At 61.5% G+C, this 12440-nt stretch carries 6 protein-coding genes; 4 read left to right on the forward strand and 2 right to left on the reverse strand.

What is annotated here, in order from left to right; genetic code table 11:
- The first annotated feature begins 154 nt into the window (after positions 1-154).
- The gene (locus KBC96_00290) at positions 155-1588 is read left to right on the forward strand and encodes a hypothetical protein (GenBank protein ID MBP6962825.1); all 1434 of its coding nucleotides are present in this window, start codon (positions 155-157) and stop codon (positions 1586-1588) included.
- 6 nt (positions 1589-1594) lie between these two features.
- Here KBC96_00290 and KBC96_00295 read toward each other — a convergent pair whose 3' ends face one another.
- Positions 1595-3499, reverse strand: coding sequence for a hypothetical protein (locus KBC96_00295; protein MBP6962826.1), 1905 nt, complete (start codon positions 3497-3499; stop codon positions 1595-1597).
- Between the two features lie 155 nt (positions 3500-3654).
- Between KBC96_00295 and KBC96_00300 the strand changes: the two genes are divergently transcribed.
- The 3 genes from KBC96_00300 (at position 3655) to rhaI (ending at position 8656) form a co-directional block, all read left to right on the forward strand.
- A complete protein-coding gene (locus tag KBC96_00300; protein ID MBP6962827.1) occupies positions 3655-6444 on the forward strand; it encodes a heparinase II/III family protein in 2790 nt (929 codons plus the stop codon).
- Positions 6441-7349: an isochorismatase family protein gene (locus tag KBC96_00305; protein MBP6962828.1), complete on the forward strand. Its 909-nt coding sequence runs from the start codon at positions 6441-6443 to the stop codon at positions 7347-7349. Before KBC96_00300 ends, KBC96_00305 begins: the two co-directional genes overlap by 4 nt.
- 68 nt (positions 7350-7417) lie before the next feature.
- Positions 7418-8656: an L-rhamnose isomerase gene (rhaI, locus tag KBC96_00310; GenBank protein MBP6962829.1), complete on the forward strand. Its 1239-nt coding sequence runs from the start codon at positions 7418-7420 to the stop codon at positions 8654-8656.
- Between the two features lie 89 nt (positions 8657-8745).
- On the opposite strand, the gene KBC96_00315 is transcribed toward rhaI, so the two are convergent.
- The gene (locus tag KBC96_00315) at positions 8746-12285 is read right to left on the reverse strand and encodes a family 10 glycosylhydrolase (protein MBP6962830.1); all 3540 of its coding nucleotides are present in this window, start codon (positions 12283-12285) and stop codon (positions 8746-8748) included.
- Between the last annotated feature and the right edge of the window lie 155 nt (positions 12286-12440).

Below are 12440 nucleotides of genomic sequence, written 5' to 3' on the forward strand. Positions count from 1 at the left end.
GTTGGATGATCCGCGGCAATTCTACCAAATCCCCGCGCGGTCGTAAAGGTTTGGAGGGCGGAAGCGGAGTCTCCGCTTCCGCCCTCCAAAGGAGTTGAGTCCGCTCACGTCGAACGGAGAACCAGATGAGCGCCGCTGAAGGAGGTCGTGATCCATGGATAAGCCTTGTCGCTGCATGATGAACCGCCGGAGTTTCCTCCAGGCGGCAGGGGGAACACTCGCATGCCTGTCGCTTCTCCCGCTGACCGAGCCGAAGCTGTACGCAGGCCCTATCAGCAGGACCCCGATATTCCCAAAGGCTAAAGCGAAGGTCGGCATGGTGTTCTGTCACGTCCCATCGGGAAACGCCACGTGGCCGACTAAGGACTACGACTACGACAGCCGTGCGAGGGAGTTGACCGCCGAACTCGCGCCCAAGTGCCCTCAAGTGGACTTTGTCGTCCGAACTGCACACAACGCCGGCGAGGCCGATGCAATCCTCAAGGAACTGACCGACGTCGACGGCTTCCTGGTCTATGTCATCGGTATCTGGACGCACGTACCGAACACGATCATGCGCTGCGGTAAGCCGGTGTTGCTGGTGGACGACCTGTATGCCGGCTCCGGCGAAGTGCTGATCCAAAGCGGGGTCGCCCGCAGGGAGAAGCTGCCCGTCGCGGTCGTCAGTTCGTCCGATACGCGCGATGTGGCGGATGCGGCCAATCTCTTCGTGGTCATCCACTCCATGAAGGAATCGCGAATCCTGGATGTCGTGGATTACGACATCACCGCGCCCGCGGGCAAGATCAGAGAAGTGATGGGCTCGACGGTGATCAAGATGGGCTCAGAGGAGATGGCCTCCTATTACGCCAGGACCGACGAGAAGGAAGCGGCTCAGTGGGCGGACCTCTGGATCGGCGAGGCGAAGAAGGTCGTCGAGCCGTCGCGGGACGAGTTGATCAAGTCCGGCAGGATGTACCTTGCACTGAGCAGAGCCTGCGCCGAGAAGAAAGCCGATGCCGTAAGCATGGACTGCCTCGGAATGTTCTACACCGGTCGGGTGACTGCTTACCCGTGCCTCAGCTTCTTCCAGCTCAACAACGACGGCGGCACGGGAGTCTGCGAGGGCGACCTTGCATCCACGTGCACGCAGCTCATGATGCGCTACATGACGGGACGCCCGGGATTCGTCTCGGACCCGGTAATCGATACCTCGAAGGACGAGATCATCTACGCCCACTGCGTCTGCACTAACAAGGTCTTCGGACCGAAGGGAAAGGCGAACCCTTACATCATCCGCTCGCATGCCGAGGACCGGAAGGGCGCGTCGATCCAGTCGCTCCCGCCGTCGGGCGAGCCGGTTACGACTCTCGAAGTTGACGTGTGGGGCAAGCACATGGTCATCCACAGCGCGAAAACGACTCGCAACATAGACGAGCCGAAAGCCTGCCGAACCAAGCTGGCGGCGAAGACAAATGCCGAAGCTATCCTGGACAACTGGAGCATGGGATGGCACCGCGTGACCGTCTACGGCGACTACCGCAAGCAGGCGCTGAACCTCGCGAGACTCTATGGAATGACCGTGTTCGAGGAAGACAAGCCCGCCTAGCCGCGTCTATCTTACCTCGATCAGGCGGTACGCCATGCCGTCGAAACCGATAGACAGAACGCCTCCTGTCACGTTCAGTGCCTCTCCGCTGAGGGCATCTACTGCGGTGAGGCCCGACTGCTTCAGGCCGAGCTTACGGCAGTCCATATGGAGCGCCGTCGTCAAGGGTTCGCGTTCAAGGTGGCTGACGAGAACGAGGGCCTTGCCGTCCTTTGCCCACGCGCTTGCCTTCACGGAACTGTCGTCCGCCGTCACCCCTGAACCCTTCCAGTAAGGCATCCACTTAGCCGAAGGAACGCCGAACTTGTCCATCGCGCGCCAGATCGGGCTGATCACGGCCAGTTGCTCCGGATTCCCTGGACGGACCTCCACCCCGTGCAGCCACGATACCGCGATCGCTTCCTCGGTGGTGAACGGCCGGTTGATGTAGCATAGGAACTCGGCATCGAGTCCGTGCGCGTAGCCCATAAACTCGGCGCGGAAGGCATCCAGGGGAATCTCGACTCTGTCCGCACTGGTATAGCTCTCATACTGCTCGCCGTCCCAGTAGCTGTCACAGAAGGAGAGCGTAGGCACCGTGAGACTCGCCGACATGTGGACGTCCAGGATGGCTTCCGGACGGCGCTTGCGGACGATCTCGGCGATGCGGCGCATCATGTTCCGAACGTCTAGCACGCAGTAAGTGGAATGGAGATTGCCGCCATTGTCCCGGTATCCGCAGCCGTGGGACTCGTTCTGGCAGCGGAATGCTTCCGATGTCCCGTCGAAGTAGAGGCCGTCGAGGTCGTAGTCGTTGAACAGCTTCTCGATGCTCTGCACGAGCCACTTCCCCCACCCGCTCCGGGCGCAGTCAGCGTCGAACGTGCGGGTCTCGGGCTTGTAGCCCGGCACCCAAGGGATGAGCGGCATGACAGACCATTCGTCGTGATGCCCCTGGATCTCGGGGGCGCTTCTCGCGACGCCGTAGCCGACGTAGACCAGGAAGTTCAGCCCGCGCTTGTGGCACTCCTCGATCAGTTTCCGGAACTCCTCTTTGTTCGCCGGTGTGATCTGCCCGTAGTACTCCGGCCACATGTCGTGGAAGATGACGGTTTTGACGCCCGCGTCCTTCAGCGTATCCAGGAGGACCTTGCCGTTCGCATCGGGCTCGTCGCTCTGGTAGGTCACGCCGTGGTAGATGCGAGCCTTCGCCCGCCACGCGAACGAGACCGGCTTCACCGGAGTCGCCTGCAAGCCGAACCTCAGCGTGATCGGGGAGTCGATGGTCTCCTCATGATCGAGCAGGTTCGCGCTGAGGATCACCTCCTCGCCCTGAGTCTTGATCTGAAGGGCGTTCGTAGGTTCACTGAGCCGCCATCCCTGATCGGACTCGGCACACCACGCCAGGCCCCTGTCCTCGTCGCCGAGCCATACGTACGGCATGAATATCTGCTTCCAGTTGCCGCCGTACTCCCGAAGGCCGGTCGTTATCTGGGCGCCCCACTGGAATGCCGCCGAATGGAGGTAGCGCGCCGTCGGCTCCTTGCGCGGGATCTCCAGGCGGATGGAGGACAGCTTGACCGGCTGCCTCGGCACGAGTCGGACCTCATACCAGCAGAGTCCGTCGCACTCGGCGGTCATCTTTGCAGTGATATCGAACGACTTCGACCACCCCTTCCATTCCCACGTCGCCGAGTCGCCGTCATTACGAGTCAGCTTGCCCGAACCGGCAAGCCCCTCCATCGCAGGGTCGGTGACGACGCGTACTGGCGACGAGAGCAGTTGCCTCCGCGCCGAGGTCATCTGCGTCGGGAGGAGCATCGGCCCGAGCTTCGTCACTCTGCCGAGACAGCGGAACTCGGTCGCGGTCGCCTGCACCGGAGTATACGGGGCGGGGATCGACGCCTGACTCTGAGATGCCAGCGTTGCCATTAGAGTGCACCATCCTAAGAGTGATTGGAGGCTCGATGTTCTGTTCATACGAGTTACCTTCTCTGGTGGCAGGCAGCAGTCCTGCCGCGGAACGAGCAGGACTGTCGTCGTGCTCGGGAGAATGCTTCGGTAGACAGGAATCAAGGAGCACGAGTTTGGGCAAGAGCAGTATCGCAGTGCTGGCGGCGCTGATTCTCATCACGGCAGTGCCCGCCTGGGCGAAGGAGGCCGGTGTGTTTTTCCCAGCAAGCCTGGCGGAGAAGGCCAGGGCGAATATCTCCAGGGACCAGTGGGCGGCCAATCAACGGAAGCAGATCGTCCGGGGCGCAGAGCCGTGGGTGAAAATGTCCGACGACGAGTTGTGGAGTCTGATGTTCGGCCCGACGATCCACCGCTCGTGGCACGTGCTGTCCGACGGCATCTGCCCGTCGTGCAAGCAGAACGTCGTCATGTACGACTGGATCGTGGACGGCCTCAACTCTCCCTGGAAGATGCGCTGCCCGCGGTGCCGGGAGCTTTTTCCCAAGAACGACTTCGGCGCGTTCTACCGCTCGGGCATCGATGAGCACGGCATCTTCGATCCCCGGCGCGCGGACCGGTCGCTCCTCTTCAACACCGAGCATCCGGATCCGAAGGACCCGCTGCACATATTCGGCGTGGATGACGGCACGGGCTACATCCAGGATGGCAGGAAGTGGCAGTTCGTCAGCACCTACCTGATCTACGGCCAGTGGAAGCAAGCTGTTCTCGGCGGGATTCGGAATCTCGGCTCGGCCTACGTTGTCACCGGCGACCGAGAGTACGCTCACAAGGCGGCAGTCCTCCTCGACCGAGTGGCCGACCTCTATCCGACTTTCGACTACTTGACTCAAGCCGATCTCTACGACGGGCGCAACCACAGCAACGGATACATCTCCGTGTGGCACGACGCCTGCGAGGAGACCCGCGAACTGGCGCTCGGCTACGACATGATCTTCGACGGCATACGAGACGACGAGGCGCTGGTCGCGTTCCTCTCCGGCAAGTCGAAGGCATACGGGCTGGAGAACCCGAAAGCGTCGATCGAGGACATCACTCGCAACATAGAAGACCGAATCCTCCGGGATGCTCTCAAGAACCGGCCGAAGGTCGAGTCGAACTACCCGCGGACCGACGTGACGTATGCCGTCATCGAGGCGGTGCTCGGCTGGCCGGAGCACAAGGAGAAGGTCTACGCGGTTCTCGATCCGATGCTCGAGCGGGCGACGGCGGTTGACGGCGTGACAGGAGAGAAGGGGCTGCCGGGGTACACCTGTTACACGATCCGGGGTGTCGCGAACATGCTGGCGCAGTTCTCGCGACTCGACCCCGGTTTCGTGCGCGACATCCTCAAGCGCCATCCGCGCGTCCACGACATGTACCGCTTCCACATAGACACATGGTCCTACTGCAGGAACTACCCGCTGATCGGCGACGCGGGCTGGTTCGGCGAAAACATCGAGACCTATGTCGGCATGGACGCCTGGAAGGGCTTCCAGGGCGACCCGAATATGTACTACTTTGTTTTATCGCCCTCGACGTTCAAGCTCCTGTGGGACCTCTACGAGGTCACCGGCGACACGGGCTTCGTCCAGATGATCTACCTCATGAACGAGAAGAAGCTCGACGGCCTGCCCTACGACCTCTTCTCGGAGGACTCGGACGCCTTCCGTAAGAAGGTCGGTGACGTGATCTCCAAGGTTGGGCCGTATCCCGAGCAGAAGAGCGTGAACAAGCAGCAGTGGCACCTCGGCATCCTGCGATCGGGCGGCATTGACACCGGGCGGGCGCTCTGGCTGCTGTACGATGCGTGGGGCGGACACGGTCATGCTAACCACATGACCCTCGGACTCTACGCCAAGGGACTAGATCTGATGCCCGACTTCGGCTACAAGCCGGTCAACTACGGCGGCTGGGACGCTCCGAAGGCCGTCTGGTACGGCAAATCGGCATCTCATAACACCGTGGTCGTGGACGGAGCTGACCACGGCAATGGTTTCGGCGCGACGACGCTGTGGGCGGACGGCAAGCAGTTTCGCGCGATTCGGGCGTCCGGCCCTCAGCCGACGGGCGGACAGCAGTTCGAGCGTACCGCTGCCTTGATCGATATCTCGGATCGGGATGCCTATATCCTCGACGTATTTCGAGTGGTCGGCGGGAAGGACCACGCCAAGTTCATGGGCAGCCACTTCGGAAAGATCGCGACGCAGGGTCTGAAGCTCCAGCCGGCTCCCGACTACGGCTACGGAACGCTGATGCGCAACTTCCATATGGACGGAGCGCCTCAGCCGGGATGGAGCGTGGACTGGAATATCGAGGACCGCTATCACTACATCCCCGAGGGATCGGATGTGCATCTCAGATACACCGACCTGACCGAGGGTGCTCAGGCATTCACGGCCGAGGCGTGGATCCAGGCGGGCAACTTCAATTCGAACCTCGAGGAGTGGATTCCCCGCGTCATGACCCGCAGGCAGTCGATGGAGTTGCCACTCGCCTCCACGTTCGTGTCGGTCATCGAGCCGTACGAGAAGAAGTCAAACATCAGGGCGATCCGCAGGCTGGCACTTCAGACGGCGGATGGAGAGACTTACGGAGACAACTGCGCGGCCGTGGAGGTCCGACTGGCGGATAACCGGCGTGACTTGCTGGTCTCGGTGGACGTGGAGAACCCGCTCGGACGGATGCCGGCGGTCGGGGTGCTCGCCCAGAAAGACTGGGGCTTGCGCACCGACGCCGAGCTCTGCATGGTGCGGAAGAACGCATACGGCGGTGTCAGCCGAATCGCGATCTGCAAAGGCAGCTTCCTGGAGATCGGCGTTGTCTCGATCAAGCTCAAGGGCAAGACCGACTTCATCGAGATCGCCATCGAGCACGGGCGCATGAGAGTAGTATCCGGCAGCCCGGATAATGTGATCGGGCAATGACACCGACACGGCGGGAATTCCTGAAGCAGACGGCGGGCCTGCTTGTTGCGGGCACGGGGATCGCCGCCACGGCGGGATGTAAAGGGAAGAACATGACATCAGAGATCATCAAGCTCCCGGCGAGCTACTACCGGCAGTTCGACGCCGACTTCAAGCTCGATGTGCCGGGCGAGGGATACGGCGGATGGAATAAGGCGGATATCGAGATCTCGCGCGAGCACACGGCACTCGTCGTGATGCACGCATGGGATATGGGCACGCGGAAGGAGTTCCCGGGCTGGCACCGGGCCGTCGAGTACATCCCGAGAGCCGATGCGATCTGCCGTACCGTCTTCCCGAAGCTGCTGTCGGCGGTGCGAGAGTCGGGGTTACACCTGTTCCACGTCGTCGGCGGGGGCGACTACTACAGTGACCTCCCCGGCTACAAGCGTGCGGTCAAGATCGCGGGCCCCGACCCACCTCCCCTCGACTCCGCTAAGTCCGACCCGGTTCTTCAGCGGCTGAACGAGTTCCGGGGCGAGCACGTCTTCGTCGGCAGGCACAACGAGGCCGACGTGAAGCGCGGCTTCGAGCGGCTCGACTTCGCACCGCAGGCCCGACCTCAGGGCGATGAGGGTATCGCGGAGAACGCGCACCAGCTCCACGCGCTCTGCAGGGACGCCGGCGTGAACCACCTGATCTACGCCGGGTTCGCGATCAACTGGTGCCTGCTGATGTCGCCCGGCGGGATGCTCGACATGTCCCGGCGCGGATACATGTGCTCGGTGATCCGTAACGCGACGACGGCGGTCGAGAACCGGGAGTCGGCGCGCACCCAATCGCACAAGGAAGAGGCCCTCTGGCGCGTCGCCCTCGCATACGGATTCGTCTTCGATGCGGATGATCTGGTGGGCGCGATTCGCTGACGCCGGGCAGGATTGGACTCGCTTGACGTCGAACCTCTCGATGAAACACGCAGCGAAAGGAAACCACCATGACCGACAGATACAGAGCTGAGTTTGAACTCCTCGCGGAGCGGCTTACCGACCGCGGGCTGGATGTCAACAGGATCAAGCAACGGCTGAAAGATCAGAAGATCGAGACCCCATCCTGGGGCTACTCGAACGCAGGGACCAGATTCGGGACCTTCAGGCAGGACGGAGCGGCGTTTTCCATCGAGGAGAAGGTCGCCGACGCGGCGCAGATCCACAAGTTCACCGGAGTCGCGCCGACGGTCGCCGTGCACGTCCTCTGGGACTTTCCGAACGGGCTCGACGACTGCAAGAACCTCGCGTCATATGCCGACTCACTAGGCGTGAAGATCGGCGCGATCAACCCCAACGTCTTCCAGAACCAGGTCTACGCGTTCGGAAGCATTACCAATGAGGACCCGGCAGTCCGCAAGATGGCGATCGACCACATGATCGACTCCGTCGAGATCGGCAAGATGGTCGGCTCCGACGTGCTCTCCCTCTGGTTCGCGGACGGCACGGACTACCCCGGCCAGGGCGACTTCCGGCGCAGGAAGCAGTACGCCACCGAGTCGCTGCGGGCCGTCTACAACGCGATGCCGCCGAACATGCGAATGGTGATCGAGTACAAGCCGTTCGAGCCGGGATTCTACCACACCGACATCGCCGACTGGGGCATGTCTTACAGTCTCTGTCAGAAGTGCGGCGATCGCGCCCACGTGCTGGTAGACTTGGGCCACCACCTCCAGGGAACGAACATCGAGCACATCGTGGCATTCCTGCTCGACGAGGAGCGGCTCGGCGGATTCCACTTCAACAACCACAAGTATGCCGACGACGACCTCACCGTCGGCTCGATCAATCCCTACGAGTTGTTCCTGATCTACAATGAGCTAGCCAAGGCCGAGGACGCCCCGAACGGCAACCCGCCGGTAGCCTATATGGTGGATCAGTGCCATATCTCCAAGCAGAGAATGGACGCCATGATTCAGACGGTGGAGCACATCCAGACCGCCTATGCGAAGGCTCTCTGCATCGACCGCCGGAAGCTCTATGCGGCGCAGTTGGCGAACGACATCGTCAGCGCCGAGATCTGCTTGACCGAGGCGTTCAACACCGACGTCAGCCCACTGCTGAAGGTCGTCCGCGAGGAGATGGGCATCGACCCGAACCCGCTGGAGGCGTTCCGGGCATCGGGCTACTGGGCCAAGGTAAGCAAGGAGCGCGCGGGCCGCAAGGGCGGCGGCGGCGTGGGAGCATAGGCTCGGACTCGTCTGACAGGATATGACAAGAGAGGTGGAGTCGGCTGACTCCACCTCTCTTGCGTTTCCAGTATTCGGTTACCAGCAGCTCATGGCCACAGGTCACCGTCGCCTCTCGGGCGGATCAGGCGGATCGCATCACCCCCTAGCATCTCGACTGCGCTGATGCCCGTGATCTTGACATAGTCATTGAGTTCGGGCGGAGTCGTAAACCTCGTGGTGTCTACCTTGACTCCCACATAGCCGGACCCATCATTCAAGAGCGAGCCGTCGTTGATGTAGCAGTAGCCCGTCCCCGAGTAGGTCACTCTGCCTGTTGTTGTGATCAGCAGGCCGATGTTGTTTACACCCACAGCGCCGGTGATGCCGGGAGTGTAGGCATTGAGCGCCGAACCGCCCAGGTCGCGGTTGATGACGTTACTCGGATCAGGATTGCCTCCCCCTATCGCCGTGAAGCCGATCACGTCAGCCACGGTCAGCACGCGCTCTCCGCCGATCGTCTGGATAATGCCGCCCACGTTGCCGACATAGCCTTGAGTCGGTGGAAGACCGGCTACCCGGATTCCTGCCGTATGATCGCCCGGATCATTCTCGCAGATGTAGAAGAACGTGTTGAAGTTGGCGCTGACGACCTTGCCGTTAAGGATGACCGGCGTGCCGTCCGGGTTGTTCTTGGCCTGAGGGATCGTGGCGAAGACGGTGGCGGCCTGGATGCCGTCGGATGATGCCGGATCGCTCCATGAGCCTGCGCCGTTCAGCGCCTTGACCGCGACGTAGTAGGTCCGGCCGGAGATCAAGCTCAGGCCGGCGGTCGTAACCTCGGTATCCGTCTCGGCGCTGGTCCAGCCGAGGACGTCCGTTCCGCCGGAGGTCGTCCCTACCGCGTACCGATACTCAGTTACTCCGGAATCCGGGTCGGAGCCGGTCCAGCCGGCATGCAACTGGCCGGACGCATCAGTGTAAGCGCCGTCGTCCGTGACGCCGACGACCGGAGGCGTATTGTCGTACTTGAACGGACCGATATCAAGGGTGCCGTTCGGTACGCCGTCGCCGTTGCAGCTCTGGAGGTGCAGGTAGAAGACCCCCGGATCCTCGCACGAAGCGCCGTAAGTATCGGACCCCCAATGCTCTTCACCGCCGGTAAACGTATAGGTCGGGCTGTTGTTCCACGCTACGCGGTAGTACTCCCTGAGGCCGATGCCGAAGCCGTCGGTCGCCGAGAATGTGAACAAGCTCGTATCGTACCAGGTGTTGGTGCTCCTGTCGCAGGTCACATTCTCCGCGCTCGGAGGCTGAGGCAGCGTGTAGCAGTTGATCGGATCGGTCTGCGGCGAAACGTTGTTCGACGTGTCCACGGCCGCAACGCGGTACGTATACTGCGCGTTCGCCAGCAGACCGGTGCTGGAAGCGTAGAGAGTCGGGACCGTCGTGAAGTTGACGGCGCCGCGGTAGACCTTGTACCCGGATATCCCCTTGTTGTCAGTAGAGGCGTTCCATGCCAGGTCCACCCGGCTGGTGGTAACGCCGGTGACGCGGAAGTTGGTCGGAGTCGTGGGCGGCTCGAAGTCCGCGTTCGACTCCCACTTGATCGCATCCGCGATCACATTGACCGTCGAGCCGACGTTGGTGTTGCTGAGACGAACATAACCGCTCGTGCCCGCGTTGAACGTCTTGGTGGAAACCAGCGGGATCCACTGGCTGCCGTTGGTTGTCTGGTCACAGTATACCGTCTGCGAACCGCCGGCCCACTGGACGTAGTACGGTGCATTCGTCGCCCGGTTCGCTCCCTGCACCCACCAGGCATACACATTGTAGCTTCCCGGGGTGATTATCGTCGGCGTCCAGGTACATGTCTTACCCTGCACGGCTCCCGAACAATAGCGGTAGTCGGTCGCCCACTGGCCGGTATACGAACTGGTGATCCAGCTTCCCGAGAAAGCGATACCGCTGGGGTCGGCGTTGTCTTTGATGATATCGGCGGGAACGTCATATCCGGTGGTCGTGAACACGTAGTCAGTTGAGGTAGACGTTGCGTTGGCGCAGTCCTTCGATATCACGCGGTAGTGATAAGGTGTGTTGGCCGTAAGGTTGAGAATCTGAACCGAATGGCTCGTCTTCGGCAGGGTGTTCTCAGTCGTAGTGTTGCCGTAGCCGGTGGTAAGGCCGTACTGCACCTGGCTGGTGGCCGGTTCATCCGTGGTCCAGGTTATAACGGCATTCGTCGCCTGAATCTGCGTGGCCTGAACGTTGGAGATCACCGGTGGGATGCCGTCCGGGACCAAGGTGACGTCCCGGGGGGCAACCGTCCCGGCGGTTATCGCGACGCCGGAGATGACCTGAGTGACATACCCGCACTTCGAGACCGTGATGGTGTAGGTGCCGGGAGTCACGTCAACGATCCCGAAGAAGCCGGTGCCGTCAGTGGTGGTGGACAGGCTCGTGCCGTTGATGCTGACCTGCGCACCGTAGATCACGATGCTCGAGGGATTGGTGATCGTGCCCATGAGGATGCCCTTGGTCGGGCTGCTCTTCCAACTCATGGCCGCCGTAGACGTGAATGAAGAGAACGGCCCCGCCAGCAGAGCGTCTCGGTGAGCCGTCGTAGCACAGGCATAACTGTACATCGCGACTCCGGGATTGCCGGCGGTCAGCGCGTTGTTCACCTGCCAGGCGGTATTCTCCGCCGAGTTCCCGCACGTGTCCTGGCCGGGATACACATGGCGGCCGAATGCATCAGCGGCATTCGCCAGGTTGTTGCTGGTCCAGGTGCTGTTCGAAGTCGTGTAGTTCATCGGGCACACGTAGTCAATGTAGTGCCCTTCGGTCCACGCGTTCCAGTCCTGCAGGTAATCTCTCTCTCCGGTTAGCGCGGTCTTCCAGACCGATGCCGCAACCTTGACGTGAGGCTTGACAGCCATTGTCTTGCAGTACATCTGCTTCACGAAGGCGCTGATCTGGGCTCTGCGCCAGTCGGTCCAAGTCGGGTCTCCCGCACTTGGCGAACCGGTTCGGCCGTACTCCTTGTTGAAACGGCTCACCGCGTAGGGATTGTAGCCCCAGTCGGTGCCGGCATACCGGATGCGGTCGAAGTGGATGCCGTCTATATCGTAGTTGGTGACGATCTCCATGTAGGCGTCTACCAGCCACTTCATCGCGGCCGGATGGCCCGGATCGAGGAAACTCTCGGTCCCCGCGTAAATCGCGCCGCCGCTGGTTTGACTCAGCCAGTCGGGGTGGACGTTGTAGACGTGCTCGGGCCACGGTGCCGGGTTGATCTGCGTCCAACAGCGATAGGTGCAGACCCAGGCATGCACCTCCAACCCCTGAGCATGAGCTTTTGTTATGACGTCGGCGAGGGCGTCATATCCCTCCTGAACGTTCGTCGCTCTCGGGAAGTAACTGGAGATGTAGTAGGAGTCCGCAACCTTCGAGACCTGGACGATGATGGCGTTGCAGTTGCAGGACCTGATGAAGTTGACGGTGGCCGTAGTCTGGTCAGGGTTGAAGAAACCGTTGTGCCAGGCATCAGCCCAGTAGGCCCGAAACTGATTGCTGTGCGCGGCCGGCGCAGTCATCAGTACCGCCAGCATTGATAGCGCGACGAGTAGAATAGCATGTCGCTTGTTCAACCTGAATCCTCCCCTTGGTGCTTACTCAGTGAGCCCGGATCGCATCGGCAAGCCATCCAGTAACCTGACTGCCTTTTGACCGGCCAGGTTCAGTATTTCTGATTATCGGCAGGCGGACCCGACGAGCATCAGGCTCTGCAGGGGCACGAAAAAAC

The sequence above is a fragment of the Armatimonadota bacterium genome, from assembly GCA_017993055.1.
GTDB lineage: Bacteria > Armatimonadota > UBA5829 > DTJY01 > DTJY01 > JAGONM01.

Excerpts from the sequence above, each read along its gene's own strand:
- rhaI (MBP6962829.1), top strand. The coding sequence starts at position 7,418 with ATGACCGACAGATACAGAGCTGAGTTTGAACTCCTCGCGGAGCGGCTT.
- KBC96_00305 (MBP6962828.1), top strand. The coding sequence starts at position 6,441 with ATGACACCGACACGGCGGGAATTCCTGAAGCAGACGGCGGGCCTGCTT.
- KBC96_00295 (MBP6962826.1), bottom strand. The coding sequence starts at position 3,499 with ATGGCAACGCTGGCATCTCAGAGTCAGGCGTCGATCCCCGCCCCGTAT.
- KBC96_00290 (MBP6962825.1), top strand. The coding sequence starts at position 155 with ATGGATAAGCCTTGTCGCTGCATGATGAACCGCCGGAGTTTCCTCCAG.